Origin of the sequence: Citrobacter sp. Igbk 17, assembly GCF_028069775.1 — a bacterium.
Lineage (GTDB): Bacteria > Pseudomonadota > Gammaproteobacteria > Enterobacterales > Enterobacteriaceae > Citrobacter.
Genome location: NZ_JANEWI010000007.1, coordinates 24,239 through 45,340, shown reverse-complemented (window position 1 = coordinate 45,340; position 21,102 = coordinate 24,239). Strand labels below are relative to the sequence as shown.

Here is a 21,102-nt window from a genome sequence, read left to right as displayed (position 1 = left end):
GAAGATTTTCGTCACTCCACCAGCAATAATTTATAAAGCGGTTGATTCTCTTCAACCAAATCAGCAAGTGTGTAGTTGTCCAGTTCCGTGAGAAAACTTTGCACTGCCTTAGAAAGCGCCTGCTTGAGTCGGCAGGCAGGGGTAATGTGGCAAAACTCGCTGCTACAGTTAACCAGCGATAAGGGTTCCAGCTCGCGAACCACATCACCAATTCCAATAGCCTTAGCCGGTTTGCCCAGGCGGATGCCGCCATTTTTTCCACGAATAGCAGTAACGAAGCCCGCCCGGCTAAGTTGATTGATTATTTTGACCATATGATTACGGGACACGCCGTAGACTTCTGTCACCTCAGAAATACTGGTCATACGTCCTTCGGGTAGCGACGCCATGTAGATTAGCGCACGTAATCCGTAATCGGTGAAACTTGTTAACTGCACATCAACCTCAGGAAAAGGGATAAAACGGATAAGCCTGGTAGTATTATTTATATTGATGATAAACCAGCCACCAGCCAGGTCGCTAATTTATTTCAGTTCGGGAAGGAAAAAAGCGAGGAATTCACTCTTTGTTAAGCCGGATGGCGGTGAAAAGCGCCTGATCCGGCCTACAAAATAACACATGTAGGCCTGATATGCGCAGCGCCAGCGGCACTGCGCCAAACATGATTATGCGTCGAACGGGTCGCGCAGGATCATGGTTTCAGTACGGTCTGGGCCAGTTGAGATAATATCAATCGGCACACCGGTCAGTTCTTCAATACGCTTGATGTAGTTCAGTGCTGCCTGCGGCAGACCACTACGTTCCTTCACACCAAAGGTGGATTCAGACCAGCCAGGCATGGTTTCGTAAATCGGCTCAATACCTTTCCAGTCGTCTGCTGCCAACGGAGTAGTCGTGACTTCGCGGCCATCCGGCATACGGTAAGCAACACAGATTTTCACCTCTTTCAAACCGTCCAGTACGTCCAGTTTGGTCAGGCAGAAGCCAGACAGGGAGTTAATCTGTACCGCACGGCGCACAGCGACGGAGTCCAGCCAGCCGGTACGACGACGGCGACCGGTCGTTGCGCCATACTCGTTACCTTGTTTGCACAGGAACTCGCCGACATCATCAAACAATTCAGTCGGGAACGGACCTGCGCCTACACGGGTGGAGTATGCTTTGATGATACCCAGAACGTAGTCCACATAACGCGGGCCCAGGCCGGAGCCGGTCGCCACGCCACCAGCAGTGGTGTTGGAGGACGTTACGTACGGATAGGTACCGTGGTCGATATCCAGCAGAGTACCCTGCGCACCTTCAAACATGACGAAATCGCCACGCTTACGCGCCTGGTCCAGCAGATCGGAAACATCAACAACCATAGACGTCAGGATGTCGGCAATCGCCATCACATCATCCAGCACTTTCTGGTAGTCAACTGCTTCAACTTTGTAGAAATTCACCAACTGGAAGTTGTGATATTCCATCACTTCTTTCAGTTTTTCAGCGAAAGTTGCTTTATCAAACAGATCGCCAACGCGCAGACCGCGACGAGCCACTTTATCTTCATAAGCCGGGCCGATACCACGACCGGTGGTACCGATCGCTTTCTCACCGCGCGCTTTCTCACGAGCGTTATCTAACGCAACATGATAATCAAGGATCAGCGGACACGCTTCAGACAGCAGCAGGCGCTCACGAACCGGGATACCACGATCTTCCAGCCCTTTCATCTCTTTCATCAGCGCGGACGGAGACAGAACAACACCGTTACCGATGATGCTGGTTACATTCTCGCGAAGAATACCTGATGGAATAAGATGGAGGACGGTTTTTTCACCGTTGATTACGAGAGTATGGCCTGCGTTGTGACCGCCCTGGTAGCGCACAACATATTTAGCCCGTTCAGTCAGAAGATCGACGATCTTCCCTTTACCTTCGTCACCCCATTGGGTGCCCAGTACGACGACGTTGTTACCCATTTTTCAAAATCACCGTTTGCTTAAAAATGGATTCTACCACCGCTTTTTCAGATATACAGCACTTTTTGCATCCAAAAATCTGCAAATTAGTCTACTTATTGATCAGCCAATCGTTTTCCTCAACATGTAGTAGACGACAACGCCCGCGACCACAAGACCTCCACCAAAACGACGCAAAATATTTTCAGGAAGTTGTGCCATCGCCGAGATCATTTTCTTCCAGGCGCGGGGATACAGCATAGGACCCAAGCCTTCCAGCACCAAAACCAACGCGAGCGCCAGCAAAATTGTTGAATTCATCCGTCGTCCTTATATAAAAAAGAAAACCACCGCATCCCTGGGGATACCGGTGGTTTTGCTGGTCTAAAACCGCTGGAACTATTTTAGCGTGTTGCGCTATTCGGCGTCTTCATGTAACGGAAGAAATCGCTGTCCGGGCTCATGACCATGACATCCTGGTTTCCTTCGAAGCTCTTCTCGTAAGCGCGCAGGCTACGGATGAAGGCGTAGAAGTCAGGATCCTGACTGAACGCATCGGCAAACAATTTAGCGGCTTCTGCATCGCCTTCACCGCGCATAATGCGGCCCTGACGCTCAGACTCTGCCAGCGTTTTAGTGACTTCATAGTCCGCTGTTGCACGCAGTTTTTCCGCTTCTTCCTGACCCTGTGAACGATGGCGACGTGCTACCGCTTCACGCTCAGCGCGCATACGGTTGTAAATAGCCTCGGACACTTCAGCTGGCAGGTTGATTTGCTTGATACGCACATCGACCACTTCGATACCCAGTGCCGCCATACTGTTCGGGTTGATGACCGGGACTTTACCGTTCGTTTCAGCCTGCACACGTTCAGCCGCTTCGGCAATCGCGCTATCCGCCGCCGGAGTCGCGACTTCATCTTCTGTGCCAGCAGAACCGGAGTTCAACGCATCACGGACTTCCAGAGTCAAACGACCGCGGGAATCGGTAACGATATCTTTCACGTCCAGGCGACCGATTTCAGAACGCAGACGGTCTGAGAACTTACGTTTCAACAGCACTTCTGCCTGAGAAACATCGCCACCGCCCGTTGCCAGGTAGTAGCGGCTAAAGTCACTGATGCGCCACTTGATGTAGGAGTCAACGATCAGGTCTTTCTTCTCTTTGGTCACAAAGCGATCGGCCTGGTTGTCCATGGTCTGAATACGCGCATCCAGCATCTTCACGGATTCAATAAACGGAATCTTGAAGTGCAGGCCTGGTGCAACGACCAGCGGCTTGTTGTCATCGTCACGCAGAACTTTACCAAAGCGCAGGGTAATACCGCGCTCGCCTTCTTTGACCACAAAGACAGACATGAACAGAACTACCAGAACGATGATGATAATCGCAATAACTGACTTACGCATCGTTATTCCCCCTGACGCTGGTAGTCGTTACGCTGCGCATTCGCGCGGCGTTGGTCCATAATATCGCCCTGACTGGTGGACGAGGTGTTGCTTGCTCCAGTGCTGGAAGACGTTGCCGGTGGCAGACGCAGCAGATTTGAACTGCTGTCAGTCTTAGCTGCTGGCGCAGTGCCGCCTTTCAGCATCTGATCCAACGGTAGAACCATCAGATTACTGCCCTTATCGTTAACCAGTACTTTACGGGTATGGCTCAGCACTTTTTCCATGGTTTCGATATACAGACGCTCGCGAGTAATCTGCGGTGCGGCTTTATATTCCGGCAGAATTTTTGCGAAGCGAGCCACTTCACCCTGTGCTTCCAGGATGGTCTGGGTCTTATACGCACGCGCTTCTTCCAGAATACGCTGCGCCTGACCGTTTGCACGTGGCTGAACTTCGTTGGTATACGCTTCTGCTTCACGGATGTACTGCTGCTCGTTTTCACGCGCTGCGATAGCATCATCAAACGCCGCTTTTACCTCTTCCGGCGGACGTGCAGCCTGGAAGTTGACGTCCAGCAGGGTGATACCCATATTGTACGGACGAATGGTTTCTTCCAGTTCACGCTGGGTATCGCTACGAATAACGGTACGCCCTTCGGTCAGGATACGATCCATGGTGTATTTACCGATGACCCCACGCAGGGCGCTGTCAGTTGCCTGACGCAGACTGTCATCCGCGCTGGTTACACTAAACAGGTAACGCTGCGGATCGGTCACACGGTACTGCACGTTCATTTCAACGCGCACGACGTTTTCGTCTGATGTCAGCATCACGCCGGATGCGGCAAGTTCACGCACAGCTTCAACGTTGACCGGAGTCACTTCGTCGATAAAGGTCGGTTTCCAGTTCAGACCCGGCTCAACCAGATGGCTGAATTTACCGAAGCGTGTCACCACGCCACGTTCCGCTTCTTTAATGGTGTAGAAACCGCTAGCCGCCCAGATAATGACGATAGCTGCCGCTGCGATAGTAAAGACTCGGCCGCCCAGTTGCGGACGCGGGCCTTGTGATGAACTACCACCGCCAGAGCCAGTACCTTTACCGCCACCCAAACCACCGAGTTTTTTACTCAGTTTGCGGAAGATATCATCCAGATCGGGAGGTCCCTGATCGCGACCACCTTTGTTTCCATTTCCCTCTGGGTTGCCGCCAGGTTTGCTGCTTCCCCAGGGGTCGCGGTCTTGTCCGTTATTACCGGGCTGATTCCACGCCATTTTTGTGCTCCATATTTGTTATGCGATGCTATACCTGCGTCTTTTGCGCTGCAGATGCGTTGGCTACGTCTTTCAACCCCAGTCACATAGTTGACTATGTGCCTGGAGATTTCAGGACTTGCCGCCTTCCTGCCGCATAAAATCCACGAGGAATAGAGGCGAAAAAATCTTCAGGCCATATCCGTCAGGTCAGACAACATAGTCTTCCAGTGCCGGTTCTTGTTTACAGAGGCGACGCCAGTCTACGATCGGCATACGTACTTGCAGACCTACGCTACCGTCTTCCTCCATCCACTCTTTCTCTATTGCCTGAAGTTGGTAAAACCGGCTTCTCAGTCGCCCTTCCTGCGGCGGCAGACGCAACGTATGTTGCGCAACCTCACCGGAAAGTCGCTCTGTCAAAGCCTGAAAAAGCTGTGGTATGCCAATTCCCGTTTGCGCTGAGACCCACACGCGAATGGGTTTATTCTCTTCATCTCTGTCGATACGCGGTTCAAAATCATCCAGCATATCGATCTTATTCATTACCAGCAGCGTCGGGATTTCATTTGCATCGATCTCTTCAAGAACCGTGTCGACGGCCTCAATGTTTTCCTGCACACGAAAATCTGCCGCATCAATAACGTGCAACAGCAAGGTCGCCTGACGAGTCTCCTGCAAAGTGGCCTTAAACGCCGCCACCAGGTCGTGCGGCAAATGACGGATAAACCCTACAGTATCCGCCAGCACGGTTTCACCGACATCCGCAACGTCTATTCGACGAAGCGTCGGATCCAGGGTCGCGAACAGTTGATCCGCTGCGTAGACCCGAGCTTCGGTTATCTGGTTGAACAGGGTGGATTTTCCGGCGTTGGTATATCCCACCAGTGATACGGTTGGGACATCCGCTTTCTTGCGCGACTGCCGCCCCTGCTCACGTTGCTTTTCAACTTTTTCCAGGCGCGACTGTATTTGCAAAATGCGATTACGCAGCAAACGACGGTCAGTTTCGAGCTGGGTTTCACCCGGACCACGCAAACCAATCCCGCCTTTTTGCCTTTCAAGGTGAGTCCAGCCACGGACCAGGCGTGTAGCCATATGGCGCAACTGCGCCAGCTCAACCTGCAACTTACCCTCATGGGTCCGCGCACGCTGGGCAAAAATATCTAAAATGAGACCAGTCCTGTCGATAACAAGACACTGGCATAACTGTTCCAGGTTACGTTCCTGGGCAGGGCTTAGAGCATGATCAAAAATCACCACCGCAGCGCCAGTCGCTTTTACGGCTTCAGCAATTTCGATTGCCTTACCTTCACCAACAAAAAACTTCGGGTGCGGTGCTTTACGGCTCCCGGTAATCACCTGCATTGCTTCGACACCGGCGGAAGAAACCAGAGATTCAAACTCCTGGAGGTCTTCCATATCTTTGTCTTGCGAAAAATAGATGTGTACCAGTACCGCCTGCTCACCGGCATCATAACGGTCAAACAAGCGTCAACCCCTCAATATATATCAACGGGGAACGCAGGATCTCTGGCTCCCCGTGTGTAAAACAGCCTAAAACCTTATTCGGTTTCTTCGCTGTCCTGTTGCGCTGATGAACCCTGCGCGTTGCTACCGTGATGGTAGTTGCTGCCAGTGCCGCCGGTGGCATTATTGCTGTGATGAGAAACCGGGCGAGACGGGACAACAGTGGAAATCGCGTGCTTATAAACCATCTGGCTGACCGTGTTTTTCAACAGGATCACGAACTGATCAAAAGACTCGATTTGACCTTGCAGCTTAATACCATTCACCAAATAAATAGAAACTGGAACACGTTCCCGACGCAGTGCGTTCAGGAACGGATCTTGTAAAGATTGCCCCTTAGCCATTCTCTCTTTTCCTTATATGCTTATTTGTACTTAATACGCTTGATCCTTCAGGTTGCCTCTACGTTAGCGACGTTCGTTCACCCCTGTCACTTACTTGAGTAAGCTCCTGGGGATTCACTCTCTTGCTGCCTTGATGCAACTTGAATGACTTTGCGTATTGAACCTTATGGTTCTGAAAAATTGCGCACGATACGTTTCAATTGTACACATTCAGTTCGCGATAGCACCAACAACCTGTAATACTTCGTTTCGCGCCTGGTCAGGCTTTTCACTGTCAAGCCAGTGCACCCCTTCCCAACCACGCAACCAGGTTATCTGCCGCTTCGCTAACTGCCTCGTGGCGCAAACACCTCTATAAACCATTTCATCGTATGAAATTTCGCCTTCAATGTATGACCACATCTGGCGATACCCTACACAACGAATGGAAGGCAAATCCGTATGCAAATCTCCTCGGGCAAAAAGCGCCCGGACTTCTGCTTCAAAACCTGAAGCTAACATCTGATGAAAACGCTGCTCAATTCGCTGATGGAGCAATTCACGGCTCGCCGGAGCGATCGCAAACTGGTGCACCTCATACGGCAAAGCATCTCCTGACGTTTGCGTCAGCTCCGTTAAAGTTTTACCCGAAATGAAAAAAACTTCCAGTGCCCGGGAAAGTCTTTGCGGATCATTTGGATGAATCCGCGCCGCAGCTACCGGGTCAATCTCCTGAAGCTGTCGGTGTAACGCGTCCCATCCAAGCTCTGCCGCCTGCTGCTCGATTCTGGCCCTGACCTCCGAGTCCGCCGACGGTAACGGTGACAACCCTTCAAGCAACGCTTTGAAATATAACATTGTGCCACCCACTAACAGCGGGATACGCCCCGCTGCGGTGATATCGGCCATCTCGGCTAGCGCATCGCGACGAAAATCCGCTGCAGAATACGCTTGCGCCGGATCACGAATATCCAGCAATCGGTGTGGTGCGGCCTTCAATTCATCAGCATCAGGCTTCGCGGTGCCGATATCCATCCCCTTGTAAATAAGGGCGGAATCAACGCTTATCAACTCTACAGGCAAAACTTTACGCAATTCAATTGCTAATGCCGTTTTACCGGAGGCCGTCGGCCCCATTAAAAAAATTGCCTTTGGCAGGCTCGCCTTACAGGTATCACTCATGTTTCAGGGCGTTCATTACCGAATGTAAATCAACAGGTTGTAACAGACCACCCGGCGGCGCCTTCACGAGTTGTGGGCATAGCCGCTCAACATCCGCCAACAGCGTAATCGCCTGAGCCATGCTCCACTGCGGATGCTCGCTCATCAGATTACGTGCAATCCACTGCGCAATGTTGCCCGGTTCAAATACGGTTTGCTGCGCCAGGTAGCCTATCAGTTCAGGAATCAAGATTTGTAAATTTTGTTGGCGTAAGGGTAAAGGCACCGCTCGGATGGTCACATGCTGCGCATCCAGCTGAAATTCAATCCCCAAATCGGCCAGTTGGCTTTGTCCTTTTTGCAACGCTGCTTTTTCACCTGCGGTGACTTTTAGACGCAACGGGATCAGCAGTGGCTGAGCGCAAACAGGACCCTGCCCAGGCGTAAGCTGCGCCTGACGCAACCACCGTTCCGCAACAGGTAACGCCAGCAGCCGAATCTGGCCATCGCTTTCCAGTAATGCACAGTCTGTCCCTACGATAGTCAGCACCCGTCCAAACCCCTGACTGTTGCCGGTAAGAGGTACCGTCGGTGTTTCAGCGACCGGTGGTTTGTGCATCGGAGCCGGTGTCTGCAGCAGGCGCTGATAAATTTCGCCCTGCTGCTTTTGATATCCAGGCTGGGCATGCGGCCAACTGGCGCTTGCCTGCCCCTGGCGACCACTCCCGCTACTGGAAGAGGCAGAATAACGGGGAGTAGCAGGTTCACGCGCTGGCGCAGGTTCGGCAAAATGGTTACGCCCTGCCGCCACGCGATTTTCCGGGATGTGTCTCGGGGCGAGTTCTTCGTCATCAACCAACGGCAGCGAGGTTTCCAACTGCTGTTGCAGGACGCTTAACACCCCTTGATAAATAAAATCATGCACCAGACGAGACTGGTGAAAGCGTACCTCATGTTTGGCTGGATGCACGTTTACATCCACCTGATGCGGGTCAATTTCCAGATACAGTACAAATGCGGGTTGCTGATCGGCGCCCAGCTTATCTTCACAAGCCTGGCGAATGGCATGGTTGATCAGTCTATCGCGCATCATCCGGCCATTCACATAGCAATACTGGATTTCCGCCAGCGCCGCCGTCGTGTGGTTCGGATCGGCCACCCAGCCGCGCAGCGCCAAATCGCCATGCTGCCATTCAATCGCCAGAGCATGCTCCAGAAACGGTGTCCCGCAAATAGCACCCAGTCGGCGCTCTTTTTGTCCATCCGCCGCGACAGCACGATACTGGCGCACCATTTTGCCGTTGTGCGACAGATTAATCGTCACATCGAAACGCGCCAACGCAATGCGGCGGATAATTTCGTCGATGTGGTTAAATTCCGTTTTCTCCGTGCGCATAAACTTGCGTCGTGCTGGCGTGTTGTAAAACAGATCCAGTACTTCCAGCGTGGTACCCACCGGATGCGCAGCGGGTTTAACCGTCACATCCATGTCACGCCCTTCAGCATAGGCCTGCCAGGCTTCGGGTTGTTCTTGCGTACGCGATGTCAGTGTTAAACGGGAAACCGAGCTGATACTCGCCAGTGCCTCTCCACGAAATCCAAGGCTTACAATCGCTTCGAGATCGTCAAGCGAGGCAATTTTACTGGTGGCGTGACGCGCCAGCGCCAGCGCCAGCTCGTCTTTTTTAATCCCACAACCGTTGTCACGAATACGGATAAGCTTCGCCCCACCGCGTTCGATATCAATATCGATACGCGTTGCACCCGCATCGATGCTGTTTTCTACCAGCTCTTTAACCACCGACGCAGGTCGTTCCACCACCTCGCCTGCGGCAATCTGGTTCGCCAGCTGTGGCGGTAGAACCTGAATCGGCATGGCTAATCCTTAGTTTGTTAACGTGCTGCCAGGCGATACGGCGCTGGCAGTTTGCGCCGGTGCGCCCTGTGGGCCGGTTTGCATCGGATGCGCCTGGAAATAGTTACGCAGTCCTTTGTAAATCGCCTCGGCCAGCTGCTGCTGGTAATCATCGCTTGCCAACAGCCGTTCTTCGCTGTTGTTGCTGATAAAACCGGTTTCGACCAGGACTGACGGGATATCCGGCGAGCGCAATACGCCAAGGCTGGCGTGTTCCGGGCGGCGTTTATGCATCGAACCAATACGTTCTAACTGACCGATCATGCTGGTCGCCACATCATAGCCGACGCGTTGCGAATGACCGAACTGCAGGTCCAGTACGGCCTGACTGAGATAGGGGTCAGACTGGCTGTTAGCCAGCACATCACCCGCGCCGCCCAGCAGTTCCGACTGTTTCTCGTGCTGCTCCAGCCAACCGGCCATTTCACTGTTGGCACGACGGTTTGACAGCACCCATACGGAAGCGCCTGTCGCATCGCGGTTTGGTGCGGCATCCGCATGAATAGAGACCAGGAAGTTGGCATTTTGTTTACGCGCAACATCAGAACGGCCCATCACCGAGATAAAGTAATCGCCGTCACGGGTGAGTACACCCTTAAACATCGGATCATCATTCAGCAAGCCGCGCAGTTTGCGTGCAACAGCGATAGTGACGTTTTTCTCGCGTGTACCACCAGGGCCGATCGCCCCTGGGTCCTGTCCGCCGTGTCCGGCATCGATAGCAATAACAACTTTATCGCCGTTGCTGACGCGAGCCTGAGCTGCCGGTCTCGTGGCCGTATTGCTGCTGGTCACCGCGGTGGTGCGATCATTTTCTGCTTTAAACGGATTACGTGCTGGCTCAACGGGACGCGGAGCAACAACCGGTGCCTCGACACGCTTGACCACCACAGGTGGCGGCGGTGGCGGCGCATCCGCTTTAATCGTAAACACAACGGTGTAATTGCCACCGTTTTGTCGTTTTACGGCTTCTGCTTTTCCGTTTTCGGTTAAATCGACAACCAGCCGCAGAGACTGGGCATCATTTGGCGTACCCGAACGGATCGCCTTCACCAGATTATTGCCGCTGAACAGCAGTGGTAATCCCTGAATCACACCGGTTTGTTTAATATCCAGCGTGACCGTTCGTTTCCCCTCCTGTGACACAGCGTATTCCGGCTCACCGATAAAGCTCAGCGTAATCCGCGCCTGTTGATCGCCATTGGAAACCTGAAGATCGGAGAGGCTGGCGGCCCCTGCCTGCGCGCACAGCAGGACCAGGGTTGCCATCAGCCAGTTTCTGATGCGATAAATCATCCCGCCCCCCTTAAGGTTAATCGGCCAAACGCGCCAGCAATAAATCACCCGATGAGGAGACCGCACTTACGCGCGCCTCACGACCTTGCGCCTGATATTCAATGTGTATTTCGACGTCCGGGTCTGGCAGTACACCTTTACCTTGTTGCGGCCATTCCACCAGGCAGATGGCATCATTGGCAAAATAATCGCGGATCCCCATAAATTCCAGCTCCTCCGGGTCCGCAAGGCGATACAGGTCGAAGTGATAGACCATTAAATTATCGAGCGCATAGGGTTCGACCAGTGTGTAGGTCGGGCTTTTTACATTACCTTTGTGACCTAACGCCTGCAGAAATCCCCGACTGAAGGTCGTTTTACCCGCCCCCAGGTCGCCATATAAATAAATAACCGTCGCGCCGTCACAGGCTTTGGCTACCCGCTGTCCCAGGTCTAAAGTTGCCTGCTCATCAGGTAGTGGAATTACTCGATTCATCATGATAAACGTCAATCACATCAGGGTTAACAATACGCTGTAGCGTGGTAAAGAGATCTGTCGCCAGCATGCCGCGCATACCAAAACGCGCTGCCAGTACATCCGCCGCCGCACCATGCGCAACACATCCCGCACACGCTGCATCATACGGGGTAAGCTTCTGTCCGAGCAATGCGCCAATAATACCGGAATGCACATCCCCCATCCCGCCGCTGGCCATTCCGGCATTACCGGCATCAATAATACTCAATGCAGCCTGTTCAGAGGCGACAACCGTCCCCGCGCCTTTCAGCACCACCACACCTCCGTACCGTTTTACCAGACGTTGTGCACAAAGTAAGCGATCGTCCTCAATTTCTGCAATGGAACAACCCAGCAGCCGTGCTGCCTCACCCGGATGCGGCGTGATCACGCGATTGTGACGTTTATCGGGATTGATTGCCAGCAGGTTAAGCGCATCGGCATCCCAGAGCATCGGTTTGCGAAAATTCTCGACCTTTTGCAATGCTTTTTTGCCCCACTCCTGCTGTCCAAGACCAGGACCAATCACCACGACATCCGCCCACGCCAAACCCTCTTCCAGCGTCTTTGGCATTAGCGTATCGACCATGAGTTCCGGTCGGGCAGTCAAAATGGGGGCGATATTTTCACTGCGCGTCAGTACTTTGACCAATCCAGCCCCCGCACGCAGCGCCGCTTCACCGGCCATACGAATGGCACCCCCCGTGCCGTGGTCACCGCCAATAATGACCAACCGACCATGGGAACCTTTGTGTGAGGTAGGTCGACGTGGTGTTAACCAATGCGCAAGCTGCGAGGCTTCATAACGCTGAATCGGCGCATCTTGCCTGGCAAGCCAGGCGTCCAACCCAAGCGCGTTAAAGTGCAGATGTCCGGTAACATCGCGCGCTTTGCCAGTTAACAGCCCTGGTTTCAACGCAATAAAGGTGACGGTATGCGCTGCGTTTATCACCGCCCCCGGTGTCGCTCCTGTTTGTGCCAGCAGACCAGAAGGAATGTCTACGGCGACGATGGGGGCAGGATGGGTATTGGCATGCTCAATCAGCGTCCGGAGAGGTTCGCGCGGAGCCTGTTTTAAACCGGTCCCCAACAGCGCGTCGATAATGACATCCACACGACCTGGCCAGACGATATCTGTAGAATGGATGACGCCCCCCGCATTAAGCCAGGCATCGCGCGCCTGCTGTGCTTCCTCGGGAAGCGTTTTATCGCTCTCCTGCGCCAGCAATGTGACATCAATACCCAGCGCTTTAGCGAGTCTTGCCACCACATACCCATCACCGCCATTGTTACCGTGGCCGCATAGCACCAGCCAGTGTTGAGCGTGCGGATATACGTTCCGTGTAGCCTGAAACACAGCCTCTCCCGCACGCAGCATCAGTTCATAAAGCGTCAGCCCTAAGTTGTCTGCCGCCTCTCGTTCCATCCGTTTGATGTCATCGGCGTGCCAGATGGAGTGTGGTATACTTGCGAGGTTTTTCTTCATTGTATGGTCCGTCATGTCAGAGCCCCTCGATCTCAATCAGTTAGCGCAAAATATTAAACAGTGGGGGCTGGAACTTGGCTTTCAGCAGGTCGGTATTACCGATACCGACCTCAGCGAAGCCGAACCCAAACTGCAGGCCTGGCTGGATAAACACTATCACGGCGAAATGGACTGGATGGCCCGTCACGGCATGATGCGCGCCCGACCTCATGAATTATTGCCCGGTACATTACGCGTTATCAGCGTGCGAATGAACTATCTTCCTGCCAACGCGGCCTTTGCCAGCACGTTGAAAAACCCCTCCCTGGGTTACGTCAGCCGTTACGCGCTTGGACGTGACTACCATAAGTTGCTACGTAACCGCTTAAAAAAGCTGGGCGAGATGATTCAACAGCACTGCGCTTCGCTGAATTTTAGACCTTTTGTCGATTCAGCGCCCATTCTTGAGCGTCCACTGGCGGAAAAAGCCGGGCTTGGCTGGACAGGTAAGCACTCACTTATCCTCAACCGTGAGGCTGGCTCATTCTTCTTTCTCGGTGAGTTACTGATCGATTTGCCTCTCCCGGTTGATAAGCCAGTCGAAGAAGGATGCGGCAAATGCGTGGCCTGTATGACCATTTGTCCTACCGGCGCTATCGTTGAACCCTACACGGTGGATGCGCGCCGCTGTATCTCTTATCTCACGATCGAACTGGAAGGCGCGATCCCGGAAGAGTTTCGTCCGCTACTGGGGAACCGCATCTATGGCTGCGATGACTGCCAGCTCATCTGCCCGTGGAATCGCTATTCGCAGTTGACGGCAGAGGATGACTTCAATCCGCGCAAGCAGCTTCATGCTCCGGAGTTAATAGAACTATTTAGCTGGAGCGAGGCGTGGTTTTTGAAAGTCACGGAGGGATCTGCCATTCGTCGTATTGGCCATCTGCGCTGGCTGCGCAATATCGCCGTTGCGCTGGGAAATGCCCCCTGGGATGAAGCCGTAATCAATGCGCTGGAAACCCGCAGAGGTGAGCACCCACTTCTCGACGAGCACATATCATGGGCGATTGCCCGGCAAATTGAGAAGCGAAATGCCTGCGTAGTGGAAGTACAGTTACCGAAGAAACAACGCCTGGTCAGGGTCGTTGAAAAAGGATTGCCGCGCGATGCTTAAATCATCCACAGCTTGTGTATAAAAATAAAAACACATTGATATTCAAGAGGGAAAAAATCGTCAAGTGATCGCATTAACAATTTGAAATGATAATTAGTTCAATAATTTCAATTGGTTACAAAGATATCATTCACCCGGCGAAGTTATTTGCATTCAAGGAATGATGCCTCGACCTGTGGATAAGTCTGTTTACAGAAGTATGTCAATGGCGAACGAAAACGTCCCCAACGCGATACTACGTTGTGGATATTTTTATTGAGATAAGAATTTGGAGCGGGAAACGAGACTCGAACTCGCGACCCCGACCTTGGCAAGGTCGTGCTCTACCAACTGAGCTATTCCCGCATAATCTTCGTCTTTCGAACCGCTACTGCGTTGGCTGCCTTCATTCGCCTAAGTCACTTACTTTTGTAAGCTCCTGAGAACTCATTCAGTTGCCGCCTTGTCGCAATTCGAAATTCTGCGATTGGTGGTCTGTGCTTAACAAGCACTTTCAAATTTTGGAGCGGGAAACGAGACTCGAACTCGCGACCCCGACCTTGGCAAGGTCGTGCTCTACCAACTGAGCTATTCCCGCATAATCTTCGTCTTTCGAACCGCTACTGCGTTGGCTGCCTTCATTCACCTAAGTCACTTACTTTTGTAAGCTCCTGAGGACTCATTCAGTTGCCGCCTTGTCGCAATTCGAAATCCTGCGATTGGTGGTCTGTGCTTAATAAGCACTTTCAAATTTTGGAGCGGGAAACGAGACTCGAACTCGCGACCCCGACCTTGGCAAGGTCGTGCTCTACCAACTGAGCTATTCCCGCAAATTTGTACTTCTTTTGTTGCTGCCGTAACGTGTAATTCTCTGTCGTTACGGGAGGCGCATTATACGAGAAATCCGTTTAGCTGCAACCCCCCTAAAAGCGATTTTTTCGTTTTTCTGCTCAAGTGCTGAATTTATCGACAAGTCGTCTAATTTAGCGGCAATCCAGCCCCAGTGCAAGCGCACAGGAACGATATTCGTAGGCCGGGCAGAGTACAACCGCCACCCGGTCATCCACAAAATTAAAGCTTAATAAAATGCTCGCGATAGTAAGCCAGCTCAGCAACGGACTCACGAATATCGTCCATTGCCTGGTGTGTTCCTTGTTTCTTGAAGCCATCAAGGATCTCTGGTTTCCAGCGACGGGCCAACTCTTTAAGCGTGCTGACGTCCAGATAGCGATAATGGAAATACGCCTCCAGTTCCGGCATATATTTAAACAGGAAACGGCGATCCTGGCCGATGCTGTTGCCGCAGATAGGTGATTTTCCTTCAGGTACCCACTCTTTTAAAAAGGCCAGCGTTGCCAGCTCGGCTTCACGATCGCCCATGGTGCTCGCTTTTACGCGTTCCACTAGTCCACTTCCGGTATGCGTACGTACGTTCCAGTCATCCATTAGCGCCAGTTGCTCATCAGACTGATGCACCGCAATTGTTGGTCCTTCAGCCAGGATATTCAGGTTGGCATCAGTCACTAGCGTAGCGATCTCAATAATGCGATCGCGCTCGGGATCCAGACCTGTCATCTCCAGATCGATCCAAATCAGGTTGTTTTCATTGGCACTCATGCTATTTTCCACCCTTCAGACGTCACATTCAGTGTGACTATATTCATCTAAAATTGCGTGTATCATAAATGTTTTGCCCATTATGGGCGACCAGGAGCCAGTCCGATTGAGTAAGAATAAACTCTCCAAAGGCCAACAGCGCCGCGTGAACGCCAATCACCAGCGTCGTCTTAAAACGTCCGCGGAGAAGCCCGACTACGACGACAACCTGTTTGGCGAGACCGCTGAAGGCATCGTTATCAGCCGTTTTGGCATGCATGCCGACGTAGAATCTGCTGACGGTGAAATTCACCGTTGCAACATCCGCCGTACCATTCGTTCGCTGGTTACCGGCGATCGTGTAGTCTGGCGTCCGGGTAAAGCGGCAGCAGAGGGCGTGAATGTTAAAGGGATCGTTGAGGCGGTACATGAGCGTACCTCCGTACTCACACGCCCGGACTTTTACGACGGGGTGAAACCCATTGCGGCCAACATCGATCAAATCGTGATTGTTTCAGCCATCTTACCTGAGCTGTCACTGAATATTATCGACCGTTATCTGGTGGCTTGCGAAACCTTGCACGTAGAGCCCATCATCGTACTCAACAAAATCGATCTGCTGGACAACGAAGGTATGGCCTTCGTTAACGAGCAGATGGACATCTATCGCAACATTGGTTATCGCGTGTTGATGGTCTCAAGCCGCACCAAAGACGGCCTGAAACCGCTTGAAGAAGCATTGACCGATCGTATTAGTATCTTTGCTGGTCAGTCAGGCGTAGGCAAATCCAGCCTGCTCAATAACCTTCTCGGCCTGCAGGAAGAGATCCTGACCAATGATGTCTCCGACAACTCTGGTCTTGGGCAGCACACCACAACAGCTTCTCGCCTGTACCACTTCCCTCACGGTGGCGATGTCATCGACTCCCCCGGTGTACGTGAGTTTGGGCTGTGGCATCTTGAACCGGAACAAATCACTGATGGCTTTGTCGAATTTCATGACTATTTAGGCCATTGCAAGTATCGCGACTGTAAACATGATGCAGATCCGGGCTGTGCAATTCGTGAAGCTGTCGAGGAAGGGAAAATCGCTGAGATTCGGTTTGAAAATTATCACCGCATCCTGGAAAGCATGGCGCAGGTAAAAACGCGTAAAAACTTTTCTGATACAGACAACTGACAACTAAGCTAAGCATCGCTAGAATCGTCCCCCTTTTTTCAGGATCCGGCCCCTATGCCGGATCGGGAACAAATTATGGCCTGGAGGCTACCTTGTTAAACTCATTTAAGCTTTCGCTACAATACATTCTGCCGAAACTATGGCTCACTCGCCTGGCGGGTTGGGGTGCGAGCAAACGTGCAGGATGGTTGACCAAACTGGTCATCGATCTGTTCGTGAAATATTACAAGGTCGATATGAAAGAGGCGCAAAAGCCGGACACCGCCAGCTATCGTACCTTTAACGACTTTTTTGTTCGCCCGCTGCGCGAAGATGCACGCCCGATCAATACCGATCCCAATGTGCTGGTCATGCCCGCTGACGGCGTGATTAATCAGTTGGGTAATATTGAGGAAGACAAACTTTTGCAGGCCAAAGGGCATAGCTACACCCTTGAAGCGCTGCTGGCAGGCAACTACCAGATGGCGGATAAATTCCGTAACGGGACGTTTGTCACGACTTACCTCTCACCGCGTGATTACCACCGCGTACACATGCCGTGTAACGGTATCTTGCGAGAAATGATGTACGTGCCAGGCGATCTCTTCTCTGTGAACATCCTGACCGCGCAGAACGTGCCGAACCTGTTTGCCCGCAACGAACGTGTTATTTGCCTGTTTGATACCGAATTCGGCCCGATGGTGCAGATTCTGGTCGGTGCGACCATCGTCGGCAGCATTGAAACCGTATGGGCTGGCACCATTACCCCACCACGTGAAGGCGTGATCAAACGCTGGACATGGCCGGAAGGCGAAAGCGAAGGCTCTGTGGCGCTGCTGAAAGGTCAGGAAATGGGCCGCTTTAAACTCGGTTCAACCGTTATCAACCTGTTTGCGCCGGGTAAAGTTAATCTGGTTGCACAGTTGCAGGATCTGTCGGTCACCAAAATTGGCCAGCCGATGGCCATCTCGACCGAGACCTTCGTGACGCCGGAGGCAGAGCCCGCGCCATTGCCGAAAGAAGAAATCGAAGTAGAACACGACGCCAGCCCGCTGGTTGAAGACAAAAAAGACGCAAGTTAACCATAGGAATCGCTGCTGTGCGCCTGATTATCACTTTTCTGATGGCCTGGTGCCTCAGCCAGGGGGCGTACGCTGCGACGGCCCCCGACAGTAAACAACTCACTCAGGAACTGGAGCAGGCAAAGGCGGCGAAACCCGCTCAGCCAGAAACCGTTGAGGCGCTCCAGTCCGCGCTGAATGCTCTTGAGGAGCGGAAAGGCTCCCTTGAGCGTGCTGAACAATATCAGCAGGTTATCGATAACTTCCCCAAGCTGTCCGCCACGTTACGCGCACAGCTCAACAACCTGCGCGACGAACCGCGTAGCGTACCGACCGGCCTCACGACGGATGCATTAAACCAGGAGATCCTTCAGGTCAGCAGTCAGTTACTGGATAAAAGCCGCCAGGCTCAACAGGAGCAGGATCGCGCCAGGGAAATCGCCGACTCGTTAAGCCAGCTTCCCCAGCAACAAACCGATGCTCGCCGCCAGCTAAATGATATTGAGCGGCGCCTTGGTACAGCCAACAGTAACTCAGCGCTCAATCAAGCAATGCAGGCAGAATCCGCCAGGCTTAAAGCCCAGGTCGATGAACTGGAACTGGCTCAGCTTTCCGCAAACAACCGTCAGGAACTGGCGCGAATGCGCTCCGAACTGGCAGAAAAACAGAGCCAACAGCTCGACGCTTACCTGCAGGCATTACGCAACCAACTCAACAGCCAGCGCCAGCGTGAAGCCGAACGAGCGCTGGAAAGCACGGAACTGTTGGCAGAAAACAGCGCAGGATTGCCGGAAGGCATCATTGACCAGTTTAAAGTTAACCGTGAGCTGTCTCAGGCACTCAATCAGCAGGCGCAACGTATGGATCTGGTCGCCTCCCAGCAGCGTCAGGCCACCAGCCAAACGTTGCAGGTACGTCAGGCGCTGAATACGCTGCGGGAACAGTCACAATGGCTTGGCGTCTCGAATATGCTGGGAGAAGCACTGCGTGCACAAGTTTCTCGTCTGCCAGAAATGCCCAAACCCCAGCAGTTAGATACCGAAATGGCACAGCTGCGCGTACACCGCATGCGCTATGAAGATCTCCTCAACAAGCAGCCGCAATTACGTCAAATTCACCAGGCCGACGGACAACCACTAACCGCTGAGCAGAGCAGCATTCTCAACGCCCAGTTGCGCACTCAGCGTGAACTACTGAACTCACTGCTACAGGGTGGCGATACACTGATCCTCGAGCTCACTAAGCTAAAAGTCTCCAATAGCCAACTGGAAGACGCGTTGAAAGAGGTCAACGAGGCGACGCACCGTTATCTGTTCTGGACATCAGACGTCAGCCCCATCTCGCTTTCCTGGCCTGTCGACATTGTTCAGGATCTGCGCCGCCTGATCTCACTCGATACATTTAATCAGCTCGGCAAAGCCACGATCATGATGCTGACCAGCAAAGAAACGCTGCTGCCACTGTTCGGTGCGCTGGTGCTGGTTGGGTTTAGCCTTTCTTCACGTAAACACTTCACCCGCTTTCTTGAACGCTCGTCAGCGCGTGTTGGTAAAGTCACCCAGGACCACTTCTGGCTCACGATACGCACGGTATTCTGGTCGATACTTGTGGCCTCACCGCTGCCAGTGCTATGGGCAACACTGGGTTACGGATTACAGGAAGCCTGGCCCTACCCGCTGGCCGTCGCGATAGGAGACGGCGTTACCGCAACGGTACCCATGCTGTGGGCGGTAATGATTTGCGCCACCTTCGCACGCCCCAACGGTCTGTTCATTGCGCACTTTGGCTGGCCGCGTAACCGTGTCGCGAAGGCCATGCACTATTACCTGATGAGTATCGGGCTGATTGTCCCGCTGATCATGGCGGTGATTATGTTTGATAACCTCAATGACCGGGAATTCTCCGCTTCATTGGGGCGCCTGTGCTTTATCCTGATTTGCGGGGCGCTGGCGATCGTAACCCTGAGCCTGAAACGCGCCGGTATACCGCTGTATCTCGACAAAGAAGGCAATGGCGACAACATGGTCAACAGCATGCTGTGGAATATGCTGATGGGTGCACCACTCATTGCTATTCTCGCGGCTGCTGTGGGCTACCTGGCAACATCACAAGCCTTGCTGGCGCGCCTGGAGACTTCGGTAGCAATCTGGTTCTTGTTACTGGTGGTCTATCACGTCATTCGCCGTTGGATGCTAATCCAACGTCGCCGTCTGGCATTCGATCGTGCCAAGCATCGACGTGCTGAAATGCTGGCGCAACGCGCGCGCGGTGAGGAAGAGCCACCACATTCAACCAGCCTTGAAGGGGCCGTTGATGTTGACGAAAGCGAAGTGGATCTTGATGCGATCAGTGCACAATCACTGCGCCTGGTGCGTTCTATCCTGATGCTCATCGCCCTGCTCTCGGTTATCGTGCTGTGGTCAGAAATTCATTCCGCTTTCGGCTTCCTGGAAAATATCTCACTATGGGATGTCACCTCCACGGTGCAGGGCGTAGAAAGTTTAGAGCCCATTACACTGGGTGCGGTGTTAATTGCGATTCTGGTGTTTATTATCACGACGCAGTTGGTGCGAAACCTGCCCGCATTGCTGGAACTGGCGTTGCTACAACACCTGGATTTAACCCCCGGCACCGGTTATGCCATCACCACTATCACCAAATATCTGCTGATGCTGATTGGCGGTTTGGTGGGCTTCTCAATGATTGGTATCGAATGGTCAAAACTGCAGTGGCTGGTAGCCGCTCTCGGTGTGGGGCTGGGCTTTGGCTTGCAGGAGATCTTCGCCAACTTTATTTCTGGCCTGATCATCCTGTTTGAAAAACCAATCCGTATTGGCGACACGGTGACCATTCGCGATCTCACCGGTAGCGTGACGAAAATTAATACCCGCGCGACCACCATCAGCGACTGGGACCGCAAAGAGATAATCGTGCCCAACAAAGCGTTCATCACCGAGCAGTTTATCAACTGGTCACTATCTGACTCGGTCACGCGTGTCGTGTTAACTATCCCGGCGCCGTCGGAAGCTAACAGCGAGGAAGTCACACAAATCCTGCTTACCGCCGCACACCGCTGTTCGCTGGTGATCGACACACCTGCTCCGGAAGTCTTCCTGGTTGACCTTCAGCAAGGGATTCAGATCTTCGAACTGCGTATCTATGCTGCGGAGATGGGACACCGTATGCCGCTGCGCCACGAGATCCACCAACTGATTCTGGCAGGCTTCCGTGAGCACGGTATTGATATGCCATTCCCGCCGTTCCAGATGCGTCTGGAAAGTCTGGGGGGTAAGCAAACGGGAAGAACGTTAAGTTCTGCGGGCAGAAGCAGTCGTCCGGCGGGAAGTTTGTAGCGCATGC

At 52.9% G+C, this 21,102-nt stretch carries 17 protein-coding genes and 3 tRNA genes; 4 read left to right on the top strand and 16 right to left on the bottom strand.

Features of this window, described 5'->3' with window-relative positions; genetic code table 11:
• Positions 1-11 precede the first annotated feature (11 nt).
• The 12 genes from nsrR to nnr all read right to left on the bottom strand — a co-directional run bounded on the left by nsrR (position 12) and on the right by nnr (position 12,809).
• Complete coding sequence (gene nsrR, locus NNO08_RS06160; protein ID WP_005134424.1) at positions 12-437, bottom strand: nitric oxide-sensing transcriptional repressor NsrR; 426 nt, start codon at positions 435-437, stop codon at positions 12-14.
• Positions 438-665: 228 nt separating this feature from the next.
• Positions 666-1,964, bottom strand: a complete 1,299-nt coding sequence (gene purA, locus NNO08_RS06155; RefSeq protein ID WP_005134423.1) for an adenylosuccinate synthase — start codon at positions 1,962-1,964, stop codon at positions 666-668.
• A 102-nt stretch (positions 1,965-2,066) separates the two neighbouring features.
• Positions 2,067-2,264 carry a DUF2065 domain-containing protein gene (locus NNO08_RS06150; protein WP_005122170.1) on the bottom strand — a complete coding sequence of 66 codons (198 nt, stop codon included), beginning with the start codon at positions 2,262-2,264 and terminating at the stop codon, positions 2,067-2,069.
• Positions 2,265-2,347: 83 nt separating this feature from the next.
• On the bottom strand, positions 2,348-3,352 hold the full coding sequence (hflC, locus tag NNO08_RS06145) for a protease modulator HflC (RefSeq protein WP_005122169.1): 1,005 nt from the start codon (positions 3,350-3,352) through the stop codon (positions 2,348-2,350).
• A 2-nt stretch (positions 3,353-3,354) separates the two neighbouring features.
• Entirely contained in the window at positions 3,355-4,608 is a 1,254-nt protein-coding gene (hflK, locus tag NNO08_RS06140) for an FtsH protease activity modulator HflK (protein WP_271440277.1), read from the bottom strand.
• Positions 4,609-4,797: 189 nt separating this feature from the next.
• On the bottom strand, positions 4,798-6,078 hold the full coding sequence (gene hflX / locus NNO08_RS06135; protein ID WP_271440276.1) for a ribosome rescue GTPase HflX: 1,281 nt from the start codon (positions 6,076-6,078) through the stop codon (positions 4,798-4,800).
• Between the two features lie 74 nt (positions 6,079-6,152).
• The gene (gene hfq / locus NNO08_RS06130) at positions 6,153-6,461 is read right to left on the bottom strand and encodes an RNA chaperone Hfq (protein ID WP_003025584.1); all 309 of its coding nucleotides are present in this window, start codon (positions 6,459-6,461) and stop codon (positions 6,153-6,155) included.
• Between the two features lie 210 nt (positions 6,462-6,671).
• Positions 6,672-7,622 carry a tRNA (adenosine(37)-N6)-dimethylallyltransferase MiaA gene (miaA, locus tag NNO08_RS06125; RefSeq protein WP_271440275.1) on the bottom strand — a complete coding sequence of 317 codons (951 nt, stop codon included), beginning with the start codon at positions 7,620-7,622 and terminating at the stop codon, positions 6,672-6,674.
• On the bottom strand, positions 7,615-9,477 hold the full coding sequence (mutL, locus tag NNO08_RS06120) for a DNA mismatch repair endonuclease MutL (protein ID WP_271456352.1): 1,863 nt from the start codon (positions 9,475-9,477) through the stop codon (positions 7,615-7,617). The genes miaA and mutL overlap by 8 nt, the downstream gene beginning before the upstream one ends.
• A 9-nt stretch (positions 9,478-9,486) precedes the next feature.
• Entirely contained in the window at positions 9,487-10,812 is a 1,326-nt protein-coding gene (amiB, locus tag NNO08_RS06115) for an N-acetylmuramoyl-L-alanine amidase AmiB (RefSeq protein WP_271456351.1), read from the bottom strand.
• A 16-nt stretch (positions 10,813-10,828) separates the two neighbouring features.
• Positions 10,829-11,290: a tRNA (adenosine(37)-N6)-threonylcarbamoyltransferase complex ATPase subunit type 1 TsaE gene (gene tsaE / locus NNO08_RS06110; RefSeq protein ID WP_271440272.1), complete on the bottom strand. Its 462-nt coding sequence runs from the start codon at positions 11,288-11,290 to the stop codon at positions 10,829-10,831.
• A complete protein-coding gene (nnr, locus tag NNO08_RS06105) occupies positions 11,262-12,809 on the bottom strand; it encodes a bifunctional ADP-dependent NAD(P)H-hydrate dehydratase/NAD(P)H-hydrate epimerase (protein WP_271456350.1) in 1,548 nt (515 codons plus the stop codon). The genes tsaE and nnr overlap by 29 nt, the downstream gene beginning before the upstream one ends.
• On the opposite strand from nnr, the gene queG reads away from it, so the two are divergent.
• Entirely contained in the window at positions 12,808-13,947 is a 1,140-nt protein-coding gene (queG, locus tag NNO08_RS06100; RefSeq protein WP_271440270.1) for a tRNA epoxyqueuosine(34) reductase QueG, read from the top strand. The genes nnr and queG overlap by 2 nt on opposite strands.
• Positions 13,948-14,216: 269 nt before the next feature.
• Here queG and NNO08_RS06095 read toward each other — a convergent pair.
• From NNO08_RS06095 to orn, 4 genes are all read right to left on the bottom strand, one after another.
• Positions 14,217-14,292: transfer RNA gene (locus NNO08_RS06095), tRNA-Gly, on the bottom strand.
• Between the two features lie 156 nt (positions 14,293-14,448).
• Positions 14,449-14,524 (bottom strand) — tRNA-Gly (locus NNO08_RS06090).
• A 156-nt stretch (positions 14,525-14,680) separates the two neighbouring features.
• Positions 14,681-14,756, bottom strand: a tRNA-Gly gene (locus NNO08_RS06085).
• A gap of 241 nt (positions 14,757-14,997) precedes the next feature.
• Complete coding sequence (orn, locus tag NNO08_RS06080) at positions 14,998-15,543, bottom strand: oligoribonuclease (RefSeq protein WP_040232952.1); 546 nt, start codon at positions 15,541-15,543, stop codon at positions 14,998-15,000.
• Between the two features lie 106 nt (positions 15,544-15,649).
• Here orn and rsgA point away from each other — a divergent pair, with 106 nt between their 5' ends.
• The 3 genes from rsgA to mscM all read left to right on the top strand — a co-directional run bounded on the left by rsgA (position 15,650) and on the right by mscM (position 21,095).
• Entirely contained in the window at positions 15,650-16,702 is a 1,053-nt protein-coding gene (gene rsgA / locus NNO08_RS06075; RefSeq protein WP_271440269.1) for a small ribosomal subunit biogenesis GTPase RsgA, read from the top strand.
• A 92-nt stretch (positions 16,703-16,794) separates the two neighbouring features.
• On the top strand, positions 16,795-17,763 hold the full coding sequence (gene asd / locus NNO08_RS06070) for an archaetidylserine decarboxylase (protein WP_271456349.1): 969 nt from the start codon (positions 16,795-16,797) through the stop codon (positions 17,761-17,763).
• Between the two features lie 17 nt (positions 17,764-17,780).
• Complete coding sequence (gene mscM, locus NNO08_RS06065) at positions 17,781-21,095, top strand: miniconductance mechanosensitive channel MscM (RefSeq protein ID WP_271454077.1); 3,315 nt, start codon at positions 17,781-17,783, stop codon at positions 21,093-21,095.
• Positions 21,096-21,102: the final 7 nt, after the last annotated feature.